This window comes from Fimbriimonas sp. LA-C6, from assembly GCF_055398105.1.
Map to the genome: position 1 here is coordinate 1,516,406 of NZ_AP038796.1, position 15,069 is coordinate 1,531,474.

Annotated in this window: 17 protein-coding genes; 10 read left to right on the forward strand and 7 right to left on the reverse strand. The window is 54.7% G+C overall.

The window, feature by feature from the left end:
- Positions 1-19 precede the first annotated feature (19 nt).
- The 4 genes from ACZ51B_RS07120 (at position 20) to ACZ51B_RS07135 (ending at position 3,068) form a co-directional block, all read left to right on the forward strand.
- On the forward strand, positions 20-457 hold the full coding sequence (locus ACZ51B_RS07120) for a hypothetical protein (protein WP_464296543.1): 438 nt from the start codon (positions 20-22) through the stop codon (positions 455-457).
- Between the two features lie 413 nt (positions 458-870).
- The gene (locus ACZ51B_RS07125; RefSeq protein ID WP_464296544.1) at positions 871-1,494 is read left to right on the forward strand and encodes a hypothetical protein; all 624 of its coding nucleotides are present in this window, start codon (positions 871-873) and stop codon (positions 1,492-1,494) included.
- Between the two features lie 386 nt (positions 1,495-1,880).
- Entirely contained in the window at positions 1,881-2,183 is a 303-nt protein-coding gene (locus ACZ51B_RS07130) for a hypothetical protein (RefSeq protein ID WP_464296545.1), read from the forward strand.
- Between the two features lie 555 nt (positions 2,184-2,738).
- Complete coding sequence (locus tag ACZ51B_RS07135; protein ID WP_464296546.1) at positions 2,739-3,068, forward strand: hypothetical protein; 330 nt, start codon at positions 2,739-2,741, stop codon at positions 3,066-3,068.
- Here ACZ51B_RS07135 and nuoG read toward each other — a convergent pair.
- Positions 3,065-5,179, reverse strand: a complete 2,115-nt coding sequence (nuoG, locus tag ACZ51B_RS07140; RefSeq protein ID WP_464296547.1) for an NADH-quinone oxidoreductase subunit NuoG — start codon at positions 5,177-5,179, stop codon at positions 3,065-3,067. The two genes, ACZ51B_RS07135 and nuoG, sit on opposite strands and share 4 nt — an antisense overlap.
- Before the next feature lie 98 nt (positions 5,180-5,277).
- Entirely contained in the window at positions 5,278-5,931 is a 654-nt protein-coding gene (locus tag ACZ51B_RS07145; RefSeq protein WP_464296548.1) for a phytanoyl-CoA dioxygenase family protein, read from the reverse strand.
- A 55-nt stretch (positions 5,932-5,986) separates the two neighbouring features.
- Between ACZ51B_RS07145 and ACZ51B_RS07150 the strand changes: the two genes are divergently transcribed.
- A complete protein-coding gene (locus tag ACZ51B_RS07150) occupies positions 5,987-6,550 on the forward strand; it encodes a hypothetical protein (protein WP_464296549.1) in 564 nt (187 codons plus the stop codon).
- A 75-nt stretch (positions 6,551-6,625) separates the two neighbouring features.
- Here ACZ51B_RS07150 and ACZ51B_RS07155 read toward each other — a convergent pair whose 3' ends face one another.
- The 3 genes from ACZ51B_RS07155 to yicI all read right to left on the reverse strand — a co-directional run bounded on the left by ACZ51B_RS07155 (position 6,626) and on the right by yicI (position 9,544).
- Positions 6,626-6,973: a DUF5615 family PIN-like protein gene (locus ACZ51B_RS07155; protein ID WP_464296550.1), complete on the reverse strand. Its 348-nt coding sequence runs from the start codon at positions 6,971-6,973 to the stop codon at positions 6,626-6,628.
- Positions 6,970-7,212, reverse strand: coding sequence for a DUF433 domain-containing protein (locus ACZ51B_RS07160; protein ID WP_464296551.1), 243 nt, complete (start codon positions 7,210-7,212; stop codon positions 6,970-6,972). Before ACZ51B_RS07160 ends, ACZ51B_RS07155 begins: the two co-directional genes overlap by 4 nt.
- 145 nt (positions 7,213-7,357) lie before the next feature.
- The gene (gene yicI / locus ACZ51B_RS07165) at positions 7,358-9,544 is read right to left on the reverse strand and encodes an alpha-xylosidase (RefSeq protein ID WP_464296552.1); all 2,187 of its coding nucleotides are present in this window, start codon (positions 9,542-9,544) and stop codon (positions 7,358-7,360) included.
- Between the two features lie 287 nt (positions 9,545-9,831).
- Here yicI and ACZ51B_RS07170 point away from each other — a divergent pair, with 287 nt between their 5' ends.
- The 4 genes from ACZ51B_RS07170 to ACZ51B_RS07185 are packed head-to-tail and all read left to right on the forward strand — an operon-like array spanning position 9,832 to position 12,782.
- Positions 9,832-10,857, forward strand: a complete 1,026-nt coding sequence (locus tag ACZ51B_RS07170; protein ID WP_464296553.1) for a LacI family DNA-binding transcriptional regulator — start codon at positions 9,832-9,834, stop codon at positions 10,855-10,857.
- An 11-nt stretch (positions 10,858-10,868) separates the two neighbouring features.
- On the forward strand, positions 10,869-11,741 hold the full coding sequence (locus ACZ51B_RS07175) for a prepilin-type N-terminal cleavage/methylation domain-containing protein (protein ID WP_464296554.1): 873 nt from the start codon (positions 10,869-10,871) through the stop codon (positions 11,739-11,741).
- Positions 11,742-11,798: 57 nt separating this feature from the next.
- Positions 11,799-12,047 carry a hypothetical protein gene (locus ACZ51B_RS07180; protein ID WP_464296555.1) on the forward strand — a complete coding sequence of 83 codons (249 nt, stop codon included), beginning with the start codon at positions 11,799-11,801 and terminating at the stop codon, positions 12,045-12,047.
- A 42-nt stretch (positions 12,048-12,089) separates the two neighbouring features.
- Entirely contained in the window at positions 12,090-12,782 is a 693-nt protein-coding gene (locus tag ACZ51B_RS07185; protein ID WP_464296556.1) for a class I SAM-dependent methyltransferase, read from the forward strand.
- Here ACZ51B_RS07185 and ACZ51B_RS07190 read toward each other — a convergent pair.
- Positions 12,754-13,920, reverse strand: a complete 1,167-nt coding sequence (locus tag ACZ51B_RS07190) for an alpha/beta hydrolase (protein WP_464296557.1) — start codon at positions 13,918-13,920, stop codon at positions 12,754-12,756. The genes ACZ51B_RS07185 and ACZ51B_RS07190 overlap by 29 nt on opposite strands.
- Before the next feature lie 140 nt (positions 13,921-14,060).
- Here ACZ51B_RS07190 and ACZ51B_RS07195 point away from each other — a divergent pair, with 140 nt between their 5' ends.
- Positions 14,061-14,591 carry a hypothetical protein gene (locus ACZ51B_RS07195; protein WP_464296558.1) on the forward strand — a complete coding sequence of 177 codons (531 nt, stop codon included), beginning with the start codon at positions 14,061-14,063 and terminating at the stop codon, positions 14,589-14,591.
- Between the two features lie 2 nt (positions 14,592-14,593).
- Here the strand turns inward: ACZ51B_RS07195 and ACZ51B_RS07200 are convergent, their stop codons facing one another.
- On the reverse strand, positions 14,594-15,067 hold the full coding sequence (locus ACZ51B_RS07200) for a nuclear transport factor 2 family protein (protein WP_464296559.1): 474 nt from the start codon (positions 15,065-15,067) through the stop codon (positions 14,594-14,596).
- Positions 15,068-15,069 lie beyond the last annotated feature (2 nt).

Here is a 15,069-nt window from a genome sequence, read left to right on the forward strand (position 1 = left end):
CGCCACCAACTTTTCAAGAATGACATCGACCCACATCCCCGGCCAGCTAACAGAAGCAACCACATTCGGAGAGATAAACCTCGAAACAGCCCAAACCTGGAGCGAAACCCTACCAGCAATGTCCACCGAACAAGTCATATGGATCCTGCCCATCCTCCTCAACGCCGCACTCTCCACCGGCTACGATAACGCCCTCTTCCAAAACCTAACAAACTACCGCCATCGCCTCTCCACGCCAGAATCAAGGCGCAAAGTAGCATCACAAGCAACCAGCTTCAACCGCAACCAACGCGAAGCCATCAGCAACATGCTAGGAGAATGCCTGACACGATCCATCCCCCACGACCACATCTCGCTACAAATCAGCGCCCCCCTACTGATCCTGAGAGCCCTGATATCAGGTGCAACAACAAACCTCACCGACCGAGAAGACGCCAACACAATAAAGCTCAACTAACGATCGCCACATCCCGTAGCCCTGAAGTGGCGCACCAAAAGAGCTCACCGTAAAACAAAAATGCGCCCGAGGAACAGGTGCCAAAAACCGTCAACCTCCACTCAGCCCCTCCGAGAGGTCCAACGGACCGGCATACCAACAGCCCAACGGCGCAAACCCTGATGTCAAAAGCCATTCCGGGACCTCTCTCTCCCCCGAATTCTCCGGAATTTGGGGGAGAGAGCCGGAGTGAGGGGGCTAAACCTACCAAACACCACCCGATTTCCAATCCAACAAGAAGTCAGCAACGCACGCTCCCCAGCCCCGATGGGGCGCTCCGTCCGAGCGAAGGACGCAGTCCTGGTACTCAAACCACCACCAACCCCAAGTGCTGTCAGCACGCTCCGTTTCCCCTCCGAAGCATCCCATACGGGATGCCAGAGAATAGCCAGGGCGTCGCAGACCCCTGGATAGCCGCCCCCAACTCCCCCGACTCCCCCGACTCCAGAGGAGTCGCAGAATGCCCCACTCACAAATCAGAACACAACCCTAGCCCCGAATGGGGCGCTCCGTCCGAGCGAAGGACGAAGTCCTGGAATCCAACCACCACCAGCCCCAAGTGCTGTCAGCACGCTCCCATCCCCTCCGAAGCATCCCAAACGGGATGCCAGAAAATAGCGGTGGCGTCGAAGACCCACCGAAAGCCACCACAAGAACCACACCCCGAAAGGGTGCCAGAAGCCACCAGCCCTCGACGACACCCAACCCCTCTGAGAGGCCCAACGGACCTGCATACCAACAACCCAACGGCGCAAGCCCTAGGATCAAAAGCCATTCCGGAACCCTCTCTCCCCCAAGTTCTCCAGAACTTGGGGGAGAGAGCCGGAGTGAGGGGGCAAAACCGACCAATCACCAACCGACCTCCAATCCAAACGCAACCCACACACATTCAAAGCGCCGCACAATCAACGTCCGAACACGCCAACCAGCCTAGCCTGAAACGAAACGCAGGGCTAATTATTGGGAGGAATGCGAACGGAGTCATTAGATACGATTAATGAAAGACATGCAAGTGTGCGCAGTATTCATCTTCTTAGGTTTGTCTTATGCCGGCTTTCGAATCGCCTACGCTCTATGAGGCGGAAGTGACACGCTCCGTCGGCGTATTGCCTCCGGTGAGTTGATCTACTCAGGCGCAGAGTGCGAGATGTGTGCCAGACGATCGTTGGTGTTCTTACATGCGTCGGGTTTGTGGTGATCGGTGGCCTTATGCGCAACTCTTCGTGCTGAATTCTGAGTCCAACCTAGTTGAAGAGGCCATAAGGTGGATCAACCGACCTTAGTGAGACTTTTCGTGGGTTCAAGGAACTACAAGAGAGTACAACCCGTCTTGCGAATGCCCCTGCCCATTGGTAGAACCCTTAACCACGGTATAGAATGCCTTATGGTTTTTGCACTAATGGATGTGGAGGCTGCTAAGTTAAATCAAATAATTCAGGTTGGAACTTTTCTGATCTTTGCAGGAACCCTGCTCTTCTACTTAGGGTTTGCCAAAACCGTAGGCCTTGGTCAGAGCGCATACAAAGAAGGATTTGTTTTTGCAGCGACCACAACGGTTGGGGCGTATGTGGTGTTGCAACTTCAACGCAATATGCAGTTTTACTCAGTCGTCTATCTCATCCCCGGGGTGATCGGGATCGGCGCGGTAGCACTATTCAGAATTTCCTGCACCAATGCGAAGGACTAAGTTTCTGTGGATACGCTGGGCAAAGGAAATTGTTTGTCCTCTGGAACAACTTGCCGGTCAGACGGTGCAGATTCGGCAACCTGATAGTGGTTAGCCCGGAGATCCTCTGGACAGATCGGGACCCAGGTTACCATGTCAGCAAACAGTGCGATACAGTCAAAAATATCAACTTCACTGAGACCGCTATGACGCACCCAACGCACATTCCGGTGGGTCGACACGGCTAAGTAAACCACTTGACACCTTTCTCGGCGACCTCAAAGTCTCGAAATCAAAACACCCGAAAACACACCAAAAAACCTGAAAAAAGCCCAAAAATGGGTAAATTTTAGTACTTATTTTCTCCCCAAAGCCCTCCGCCCTTCCCCAAAAATCCCTGCCTTCAACCCACCAAACCGGCCCCAACACCCACCTTACGCAGGTTCAAAACAAGACCAATTCCCTACCCCTCCCAACGCTGTTCCGTATCATCACGCACAAGGCCAAAACCTCAACGACCTTTGAAAACCGAATATCCGTAAAATTTCAAAATCAGATTTCACGCAAAATGGTGGGATGCAGTGGGGAGCTACGGACCAGTTTGGGAATCTTTATGTCGGGGAATCGACGGCGACAACGCTTGAGGAACTTCAACCTCATCTGGTGAGCATGGTCGAAGAACTCTCTGCCCGAACGGAAGGGGCGATTCAGATCACGATCGACGTCGCCTACAAAGAACTCAACGGCCCGCACCCAGAGCAAGTGTCACACGTCCTGCAAGTTCCTAACCTCGTCTGCTTCCAAGCGGGTCAAGCAAAAGAACAAACCCTCGCTGAAATCTCAACGAGGGTCTCCGGTATCTGCGCGGATAAGGGTATCACGCGGGTCTCGGTCGTGATCGTCTAGCCTCTACGGAGGAGGAAGCCTTCGCCTTCCAGTTCGCTGTAAGTGCAACCAGCGAAGGCAGGGACCTCAGCGGCGATCTTGTCCATCACTTCGCCGGGGTTGAAGAAGGGGCGATCCTGCTGAATGCGCATCGCGAGTTCAGCAAAGCTCTTCCAAGCCGACTTCGCGTCTCCCTTGGTGGGGAGTACCTGCTTCATGCGCTGCACCCGTCGCTCCACGTTGGTGTAGCTTCCATCAGCCTCCGCAGGAGCAGCCATGGGCAGCACGACGCTGGCGTAGTTCACAGCTTCCGAGTGGTTGCAGTCTTGGACTACCAAGAAGTCAACATTCTCAAGCGCATTGGCAACAAACGCCTTGTCTGGGTGGCTCTCAAAGATGTCGCAACCCACAATCCAAAGGGCGCGGATCTCGCCGTTGATGCAGCCTCGCAGGATCTCGTGGGTGTCCTTGCCACCTTCCCCAGGGACCATGCCGAGCAAGGTCGCTCCCTCGTCGTTGGCATAGAGGCCGAAGTGGTTGAAGGCTGCCCCAGTCGCTTTCGACATGGTTGCCAAAGCATCCAGTGCATTCTTTCCACCGACCTCGTTCAGAAGCGCACGGGTTGTGATGGTCGGTGTGGTTTCGCCGAGAAGCGCTGCAGCTTCCTGAAGTCGCTCAACAGAAACACCGGTCACGGAAGCAACATGCTCCGGTGTGAAGGCGTTGAGTTCATCTGAACCCTGTACTTTGCCCTGCGATGCGAGCAGTGCAAGAAGACCCTTGGCCAAAGTATCGGCCGTGCCAGGTGCATATCGGAGCACCGTGTGGGCAAACGAATCTGCGTCGGTCTCAGCGTGGTGGGCGACGATCACCTTGGTGCCGTTCTGGAACCAGCCCTTACGGACTCGGAGGTAGACGATCGGCTCTTCATCGGACAGGTCAGTGCCGAATACCAGAATCGACTTCGCGAATTCGAAGCTAGCAATGGTGCTCTGAACTCGATCCACGCCGAGACGAGTCTCAAAACTCTCGCTTGGCTTCACCAAGGTGCTGGTGAACCGGTGGTCGATGTTCTCGCTCTTGAAGGTCTGTCGGAACAGTTTCTGGCCGAGGTACACATCCTCGTTCGAGTTCTTGTGGCCGCCGATCAGGGCGACATCACTGCCGTTTCCAGCTTTGAAGGCTTCGATAATCTGTCTGTAAGCCTCGCCCCACTCTGCGGTAACCAGTTTGTTGTCGCGGCGAATCAGAACCGATTTGAGCCTATCTTCTGCGTTATAGAAATCGTGGCCGAACTTGCCCTTATCGCAAGTCCACTCCTCGTTCACAGCCTCATTGGTTCGACCGTTGATGCGCACCATCTGGTCGCCTCGGTAGTCGAAGTGGATGTTGCAGCCGTTGCCGCAACCCGTACAGACGGCTGGTCGAGTCTGGAGGTCCCATGGTCTGGCGCGGAACCGGTACTTCGAGTTCGTCAGCGCGCCGACAGGGCAGATCTCAATGACGTTGCCAGAGAACTTGCTGGTGAACAACGACATGTCGAAGGTGCTCGGCTGCATATGAGCGCCTCGGAAGCGGAAACCAAGCTGCTTGTCGCCGGAAATCTCTTCAGTGAATCGCACACATCGACCACATTGAATACATCGCTCAAGGTCAAGAGTGACGTACTTGCTCAGTGGGAACGCCTTCGGTGCATGGCGCTTGATCTCCACGTAGCGGCTGGTGGTAGGGCCGTAGAAGAGGGTGTTGTTCTGGAGGGGGCATTCGCCGCCACGGTCACAGATCGGGCAGTCCAGAGGGTGGTTGATCAGCAGGAACTCAAGAACACCACGTCGATCTGTGTGGAGTCGCTCGGTATCGGTGTAGATCACCAGGCCTTCACTGGCTGGCAAGGAACAGGCTGCCTGCGGCTTGGGCATCATGCGGACGCTGCCATCTGGTCCCTTCGTTCCCACCTCTACTAAGCACATGCGGCACATGCCCACCGGCTTCATGCGAGGGTGGTAACAGAAAATAGGGATTTCTAGGCCTACGCGCTTTACAGCCTCAACAATAAGCTCGCCTTTGGGGACGGCTACTGGGATGTCGTTGACTGTAATATTTACGGTCTGCTCGGTCGCGACTGCTGCCATGTTCTTCTTGTTTGACCTTGATGGACAAGCAACGTTGCCCATTGGGTGCATGGAGTCTACCGCGTCATCCCCGTAGCCGGTTTCTCTATCCGTATCACTCAGGGCACGAAACCACAAAAAGCCAGCGGTAACGGTAAAGGTTTCGCCGAAAACTCCAAGTGAATCACTCTACGATGGGCAACGTGTTTTGATTTTCGCGATGCGTGGAGGATGAGGGGTCGCATGATGAGAGCCCCGCCTGCAGGTCCGGTGCAAGCCACTTCCGCGCTCAGACGCTCCGATATCTCCGCTTCACGCATCTTGCCGAAGCGATGGGAGCCGGGGATGACGAGAACGGGACCATTGTCTTCGCCGCAATCATCCAGGTGCAGCCGCACCGTCACCATTTGCTCAAGAATCGAGGCAGGAGGTTGTACATGCACCACCCCTTCCTTCACGCTCCAAGGACCATATCCGTCCATCTCATGCCTCTGTTCCACCGCAATGCTGAGGTCCTGGTGCCAAGGCACAATCCAGTTGGCTTCGGGTGTCTTGTCGAAGAAGATCCCCCGTACAGGGAAGGCCTCTGAACCTAAAATCGGCTCAACTAGGTTCCTTACGGATTCAGAAAAAGCAAGGGCTTTAATGACAGGATCGGTGAGGATGTTTCTCCTTCCAGGAAGAGCCGAACTGCCCATATGGTCGATCAGCCTGGCAACTTCAGGAGCATCCAAAACTGACTCCACCATGACGAAGCCGTTGCTTTCTAACATCTGCACCATCTTTTAGCAGAGTATGTCTACTCCACATGGGTAAAGTGGTTTCGCCATGCGCGAGCGGGGACTCACCATACAGGGACTACTGGTGTGCGTCGCCGTGCTTATTGTGTTCGCCGGGATCCTCTACGGAGTCGGCCGAGTAGCGCTGGACGGCGGGGTGGAGAAGAACGATATTCGGAAGATGCGACACATCTATGTGGCGATCTCCATGTACCAGTCCACCAACGACGGCCTACCTCCCCTAGACCTTCTCGCAGTACGACGCGACCTTGGCGATGATGCCGAGTTTCTCGCCGAGAACGATCCCAACCGGTCTGGCACAAGCTTCCCCATCGACCCCGCCCTTCCCGAGTATCGCGAGAAGTCTCCTATCCGAATCAGCTTCTCCTACCTAGTGAACTGGATCCGAGCTGGCAAGGCACCCGCCACAGCCTGGCAAGACGCCCAAACCAACCACCAACACGGCCTCCTCGCCTCCCCCTGGTACGGAGACAAAGGCCCCATCATCCGCCTCAACATGGACGGCTCGGTGTTCCGCTTGGAGAAGAGGTCCAACATGGATCGACTGACGTTTACCGATCTGTTTACTGGCAAACATTCGACTTCGAGCTGAGGAGTTGACTGATTTGTTTCTTGCCATCCAGCCATCTCAGACTCGTGGCAAACGAGGAGTACCTGCCCTCGAGATTCAGGGTCGAATTCGCTTTGGATGAGGTCCCGCTATCACGTACACCTGTCCAGGCATGGATGTCTTGATTTGCTCTTCTATCATCGAGACACATGCGACCTGGTTCACTAAGATGTTGGGGTGAATGTCCAGCACGATCAGTGGGAAAGGCTTGCCTTTCATGCTCTGCTGATAGGGCATGTTTTTATCGGCGGTAATAAAAACCTCGAACCCAGCTTCCTCAGCTTTGGCTAGAAGCTTGCCATTCTGCGTACCTTGCCACCCCATTCCGACAACATGTTCGACATCATGCTTAGGCATAAATTCGTGGAATGCCTCATCGATGTTCTCATCTATGAGGATTTTCATGAGACAAGATCAAGGCCAAATGCATGACGACCTTGGCTGCCTAGCCATTCAAGGACGACAGTGGCTTGCTCTCGATGAACGCTTGAGTAGCCTTTCAGGAAGCGATCCAACGAATATCCCGTTTCAATGTGATCAAGAAATGTAGCCAGGGGCACCCTTGTTCCCTTAAAGCACGGTGTCCCTCCTAAAATCTCGTCATCGACTATGATCGTGTTTTTTAGCTCTTCGGGAATCGCCATGGGATTTCTCCTTCACTTAACATTATGGCTTTCTTGAACTCAAACAACGGGAAATGAGACCCAATTGTGTACGAACTCTATCCTGGCCTCAGGTCTTTGCAGACAGGAGTTGGCCGACGATTGATGTCGGCCAACTTTCCTGGGACTAGCTTTTCAGCACAGGTGCTGTTAGGTTCTCTGAGGCGACTAGTTTGCCTTGGGTGACTTTGGCGGTTGCTTTTTCACCTTGGAGGGTTCTGAGTTCTACTTCTCCTGAGTCTGCACCGAAGAGTTCGAGTTGGGTTTCGACCTCATAGGCGTAGTCCGGGCGGTCGTCTCGGTTGCCGGTGGGAAGGAGGGTTCCTGGGCGGACGTAGAGGGGGAGGCTGAGGTAGTCGAACTGTTTCCGGACCCAGCGGGGGCCGGTGATTTCTTCCTTGGTGAGGAGGTGTGTCCAGCGTCCTTCTGGGACATAGAAGTCCACCCAGCCGTCGGGGGAGAAGACCGGGGCCACTAGGAGGGATTCGCCCAGCATGTACTGCCTGTCGAGGGTATCGCAGGCGGGGTCATTGGGGAACTCCAGGTGCATGGCTCGCATCATGGGGATGCCTTTTTCGTTCGCCTCGCAGGCTTTGGACCAGAGGTAGGGCATCAGGCGGTGCTTCAGTTTGGTGAAGAACCGGAGGACGTCAACCGCCTCTTCGTCGTAGACCCAGGGCACCCGGTAGGAGCCGCTTCCGTGCAGGCGACTGTGGCTGGAAAGCAGTCCGAAAGCAACCCAGCGCTTGTAGAGTTCGGGGGCTGGGAGACCTTCGAAGCCTCCGATATCGTGGCTCCAAAAGCCGAAGCCGGACATGCCGAGGGAGAGTCCTCCTCGGAGGCTGTCGGCCATGGCTTCGAAGGTAGACCAGCAGTCTCCACCCCAGTGGACGGGGCATTGTTGACCCCCTGCTGTTGCGGATCTAGCAAACAGGACCGCCTCGCCTTTGCCCTTCTTCTCTTCAAGTACGTCGAACACGGCTTGGTTGTAGATCTGTGTGTAGTAGTTGTGCATCCGCATGGGATCGGAGCCGTCGAAGTAGACGACGTCTGTGGGGATGCGCTCGCCGAAGTCGGTCTTGATGGCGTCTACGCCTAGGTCGATTTGTGCTCGGAGTTGGTCTTGGAACCAGGCTTTGGCTGCTGGGTTGGTGAAATCGATGACTCCCATTCCGGGCTGCCACATGTCCCACTGCCAGACATCTCCGTTGGTTCGCTTGAGGAGGTAGCCGTTTGCGGCTGCTTCCGCGAAGAGCTTGGAGGCTTGGGCGATGTAGGGGTTGATCCAGATGCAGACTTTGAGACCTCGATCATGCAACCTGCTGAGCATGGCTTTAGGGTCGGGGAAGACGGCTGGGTCCCATTCAAAGTCGCACCAGTGGAAGCCACGCATCCAGAAGCAGTCGTAGTGGAACACGCTGAGGGGGATGTCACGATCCGCCATTCCCTGGATGAAGCCGGTGACGGTTTCTTCGTCGTAGCTGGTGGTGAACGATGTGGAGAGCCAGAGACCGAAGGACCAAGCGGGTGGGAGTGCTGGCTTGCCGGTATGTGCAGTGTATTTCTCCAGGACTTCCTTGGGGGTTGGGCCGTAGATGACGAAGTAGTCGAGGGACTCACCTGGGACGCTGAATTGGACGTTGGAGACTTTCTCGGTGGCGATTTCGTAGGAGACTTCTTCGGGTTGGTTGACGAAGACACCATAGCCACGGTTGGTCATGTAGAACGGAACGTTTTTGTAGGCTTGCTCGCTGTTGGTTCCGCCGTCTTTGTTCCAGAGGTCTACCACTTGCCCGTTCTTCACAAAGGCGGTGAACCGCTCTCCGAGACCGTAGACGAGTTCGCCGACGCTGAGGGTGAGCTGCTCGTGCATGAAGGTGCCGGATCCTTCTACTTGTACATATCCGGTGCCTTTGGGTGGGCTTTGGGTGATGGTTTTTCCGCCCGCTTGGAAGGCGAGATGCCACTGCTTCTTGCGGTCGATGGCGACGCTTAGTTCTCCAGAAGTCAGCTTGATCTCGTCTTCAGTTACGAGTGTTCTGACGTTGGTGCTTTGCTCAAACAGTGCGAAATGGGGTCCCTTTTGGGCGGCACCGATGAAGTGGGCGTGTCGTACCCGGATGACATCTGGGGCGGGGGAGGAGAGGCGGACAGTGATGACCGGCCCTTGGAGGGTGTCGCCTCGGTGTCGGATGTTGTTGCAGGGTGCGACGACGACGATCTCGTTACCCTCGATGCGTGCCTCGTAGGCTTCGGCCGGGTAGCTCGCCTTTACGCCGGGACGCATCATCCAGTTACCGTCGGTAAATTTCACGGTCTTGTAGCCTCCGAACTTGGTTGGTTAAGCATTGAGGAAGTCCGACAGGAGAACTGAGCATGGTAGCTCGCTGGGTGAGTTTTGAGAAGTTGATGATACATCGTTATACCAATCGCGCCTTGAGTTCACTTTTCATTTGAACCTGAGCGGGTTTTCCTAACCTGATAATTACATGAATATTCGTGAAATTCGTTGGCATTTTCAAAATGCCTTTGCTATATTGTCTCTTGGTATAACGATATATCAAGTTTCTTTAGCGTGAATTAAAGCTAGGATTGTTTACTATGGCAGTAACACTTCGAGACGTAGCCCAACTGGCAGGAGTCACCCCAACGGTTGTATCGCGGGTTTTGCATAACCGTGCGACTTCGATCCGTGTGAGTGAGTCCACGTCGGAGCGAGTGAGACAGGCTGCCAAGGATTTGGGTTACCGAGTCAACGTGATGGCTCGCAACTTCCGCGAGCGGCAGACGATGATGATCGGTGTGCTTCACGGGGTTGGATTTGCCCGCATGAAGTTCGACTCGGGCTCGCGCTATTTCGCTTCGCTGATGGACGGCATTGTGGATGGAGCCTTTAAGCACGGGTATTCCGTGACCTTATGCCCCAAGCTGTTGGGAGCCAGCTCCGAAGACTCGATGAGTGACGGTCGATTTGATGGTTTGGTTTGGTATAGCACCTTCCCTTCGACTGAAAACTACGAGGCCCTGAGTCAGTGTTCGGTCCCGTTGGTGGTGATTCACACCCCTGCCAAGCAGCTCAATCACCGGTTTCCTTCGGTGATGTGCGACAACTCTCAAGGGATCGGATTGGCGGTGGAGCATCTTGCTTCTCTTGGGCATCGGAAGATCGGTTTTGCCTGGGAAGCAGAGGTTTTGTTTGAAGAAGCTACGATCCGTGGCAAGTCGTTTTTGCAACACACGAAGAGCTTGGGGCTGGAGACGAGCGCGGACGACTTGATTGATACTCACTGGGATCGCTCAGGAATCGACCGGTATTTGACCTCTGATTTACGTCATACAGCGATTATTTGCGAGCATGACGGGCTTGCCGCCGACTTTCTTAAAAAGGCTCACACGCATGGGATCTCGATACCTGACCAGCTATCCGTGATTGGTTTTGACTCGACTTCTTACTGCAATGAGTTGAGACCTACCCTTACTTCGATTTATCAACCTCTCGTCAGCATGGGGGAACAAGCTGTGGAGATGCTTGTGCAGAGCATCGCCGGAGAAAGCCTGGTTCCTTCCGAAGTCATCTTCCCGTGTCGCCTCGACATTCGAGGTTCCACCACGACCGCACCAAAGTAGGTAGTTATTGTATGAAACATAGAGGTTTCACTCTTATTGAGTTACTTGTAGTAATCGCCATTATCGCGATCTTAGCCGCCATTCTTTTCCCTGTATTTGCACAAGCGAAAGCCGCCGCTAAGAACGTGTCTGACCTTTCGAATGTGAAGCAACTTGGTCTGGCCGTGACCATGTATGAGGGCGACTATGACGATGTCGTGCCTTACGGATTGGATGCTGCATGGCAGCATGCTTGGCCAGCGCTTATTGAGCCTTACGTAAAGACGGGTGATATGAGCGGCAAGGGCCTCGGTAGCCAAACTGCTCCGAAGAATGGTTTCGGCTTGTTCCGCAGCCCACTCGATCCAAATTTTGGATGGCCAGCCACTGTATTCCCTTATGATTGGGCGTTAGGTGTGACGATGTCTTACGGAGCGAACGGCTTTATTCGCGACGATGGGACGGGCACTAAGCTTTACGGCATGATGACGCCAATGGCTCAGGGCTGGATTGCCAATGAGTCTCGAAATGCGACGGCTGTGACCAAGCCAGCTGAGACCGTTTTGCTTGCGGACAAGTTTAACGGCGATGCTGTGAAGTACGGCAGCATGGGCGTGTACAGCGCTTTCTATGGTTCCGTGTTTGCGGGCGTGAGCTGGTGGGATTGGGGTGCACCTAGCGAGATCCCAACGGGTAACCCAAATGCGATGAGTTCGCTTGGTTATCCAAACGGTACCGTTGGTGCTGCATATCCCCTGGGTCCAAGCGGCGCGGTCAGCCTCTCGAAGGGTGACATGAGCAACTTTGTTATGGCCGACGGTCACGCGAAGACTCTGAAGCCTGCGAGCACCAACCCAGATCCGGTGAACAAGCCTGATCTGAACATGTGGGACTCCACTCGATAATTTGTTACGTTGCAGGGTCGGCTTCTCTTCGGAGCCGACCCTCCCTTTAGATTAGCCATGCAGAAAACAATCATCTCAAACAAGTTTTGCTTGCTTGCAGCTGCGGTGACAGTTGCGCTCGTTGGCTGTGGAAGCGGTTCTTCCACCGATCTATCAAACCAGGAACAGGCTGCCTTCAAGGGTGGTGAGAAGGGCGGTGTTCGCTCTGATGCTGCCAAGAAGGGTCTGGCTGATTTCCAAGCTGAGTTCAATAAAAAGCACGGTGGCTCTGGTGCTGGCGCACCTCCACAGGCTGCTCCGAAATAGTTTTCTCCGAACCTTTAGGGTTTGTGTAGCGCTCTGGTAGTCATGGATCGGTTTGATCTCATTGATGGCCGCTACGGGCACTTGCGAAGTTCTGGTTCTCCGGGTTGGTATCCGGAGAGTTCTTTCTCGTGGAGTCTTTCCTGGTGGGATGAGATCTTAGGCTCGATCCTTTCGCCTCCGGGGATTGGCGTTGAGCTTGGTTGCGGGGCTGGCGATCTGTCGCTCTATTTGGCAGCCAAGGGATGGGAGATGACTGGATTTGAGGTTTCTTCCCAGGCGGTTTCATGGGCTCGCGAGAAGGCCCATGCCTCTGGCGTGGGTGCCTCCTTTCATGTTGCGGATCTGGGTCGTTCTCTTGAGACAGAGTTACTGGGTCAGGCAGATTTGGTGATTGACGCCGACTGTTTGCACTACATGATTGGCGAGCAGCGATCTATCTATTTGCGGAATGCGCATTCGCTGCTGGGTCCGAGTGGCGTGTTTGTGGTTCGGACGTTGGTGGGTCATCCTGCTGAGGAGTTGTGGGAGAGATTGGGATATGACCCGGCATCTCAGATCAGTCACATGGGGGGAGTGCCAATGACTTTCTATGCTGAAGAGCATGCGGTTTTGGAGGAGTTAAAGGTGGCTGGATTTCGCGTTCAATCCAGCCACGTCGTTGCTCTTAGCGAGCAGGTGCCTCATCCGTGCCTTGTTGCTTATGCCGTTAGGGCGTCGTGCGCCACAGCCATCTGAGGGAGTCGGGGAGGATTGCTCGACCATGGCGATCGTTGTGACTTCCCTTTCCGAAGACGAATTTGTAGTCGTAGGCTTTCCAGGCGAGGGCCTTTGCCATGCTTTGGTTTGCCAGGGGCCAGTTTCCGTAGGGGTTGTCTAGGTCGTAGGCTCCGTCTTGGAGGAATACTCGGATTGGCTTTTTGTCCAACTTGCGGATCATGGAGGGGTAGTTATGGCCACCTTCGAAGCCTGTTCGTCCGCCTTGGAGGTTGACGTAGCTACCGATCCAGCTGAGGACTTTTCGGAAGGCATCGGGTCTTTGCCAGGCGACGGTGAACGCACAGATGCCGCCGCTGGACATGCCGCAGATTCCACGGAGCTCGGGATCTTGGGTTAGTTTTTGCGTTTTTTCTACTTCTGGGAGGATCTCTTTCAGCAGTAGTTTCGAATACTGATCGCTCATTGTGTCGTACTCGATGGAGCGGTTGGAGGCGCCGTCGGGTTTGGTTCCAGGTTCTAGAAAGATGCCGACCATGGGTGGGATCTGTTTTTTGGCGATGAGGTTGTCGAAGGTTGTGGCGATGTAGTCCTTCATCCATTGGCCATCTTGGAAGACCATGACGGGGAGTTCTTGATCGGGTTTGGTGCCTGCGGGGGTGTAGACCCACCAGTGCCTTGTGACGCCTGAATAGACCTTGCTGGTGTGGACGCCCTTGGCTTCGAGGGTTCCTTTGGGGGCATTTTGGCGGAGGTTGTCAGGGTCGTTGGTGTAGACCTCAAGGAGTCCGCCGCCTAGGCGGTTGCCGGCTACTTCGTAGTGCCATGGGAATCCGTCTCCGCTTTTGAGGTGGCTCATTCCTCCCCATAGGTTGGTGGCTTCGACCTGGGTGAGTTTCATGTGGAGTGTGCCGTCTTCGGAGACCACGTAGGGCTGTGTTTCGGACTCGATTACCCATAGGACGTCGGTTTGGAAGGTGGCGACAGCTTCGCCCTTTGCGAGTTTGGGGCCGAACCGTTTTGCGAGTGTGTCGCGGATATTTGCGACCATTTCGGGACGGTCTTTGAGGTAGTCCAGAGTGGCGTCGAAGTGGCTCAGAAATATGTCGTCTTGCTGCACCGAGGTGGTGAGGAGCATGAGAGCGGCGGCGACTATCATTGGCCTATCTTATCACCCTGTGAGCCTGTTGCTGTGCTGTTCGGCTGGAACATATTCTATATAAAAGTCCTTTCTTTTATAAAAGTACTTTATAATGGTACAGCAGGTGATTTTACTCGCTCTGCACTAGGAGAAAAACGATGATGTTGCTTCGTATGTCTGCAATTGCCGCTTCTGTATGCGTGATGGGTGCTGCTTATGCCCAGGTTCCGGTGGGACCATTTGTTACGCCTACCTCGGAGAAGTTTGACACGATGGCGGTGGGTGCGTATGGTGGATTTGTGGGGTTCGCGGGGGCCGGGACGTTCTCTTCCATCGGGGCTGGAGGCGCGATGTTGGTGACGAACGCCGCTGCTCTTTTGCCGCCTTTGAGCGCGCCGAACTCGATGTTTGGGCGTGGGGTGGATGTTCGGATTAAGCTGCCTACCGTTCACAAGATGTTTGGTGGGTATTACCGAGTTCCGTTTGGTAGCCCCGGGACGACGATGGCTAAGTTTGCCTTTTACAACGGGGCAACGTTCTTGGGTTCGGCTGTGTTGCCGATTTCGACTGCTGGATATGTTTGGGGTGGTTGGGATCTGAGCGGGTTGGGCGGGTACGACCGCGTTGAGATCTATGGGAATGGCACCATCCCCGGTTATGTGGGGATGGATAACTTGTACCTTTGGTAGGTTTACAACCCTAGTTCTGAGAGCCCCGGGTGATTGTCTGGCCGACGTCCCTGGGGCCAATGGAAGAGTCGGTCTGATTCTTGGATGGGTAGGTCGTTGATGCTGGCGTGCCTTGCGGACATGAGGCCGTTTTCATCGAATTCCCAGTTTTCGTTGCCGTAGGAGCGGAACCAGTTGCCTTCTGCGTCTTGCCATTCGTAGGCGAAGCGGACGGCGATGCGGTTGTTGTGGAATGCCCAGAGTTCTTTGATGAGGCGGTATTCGTTTTCTCGCTGCCACTTTTGTGTGAGGAAGCTGACTATCTCTTCGCGGCCTGAGGGGAATTCGGCGCGGTTGCGCCATTTGCTGTCGGGGGTGTAGGCGAGGGCGACTTTTTCTGGATCGCGTGAGTTCCAGCCGTCTTCGGCGAGGCGCACTTTTTGGATGGCTGTTTCTTGGGTGAACGGTGGGAGTGGAGGGCGCTGGGGTGTGTCCATGG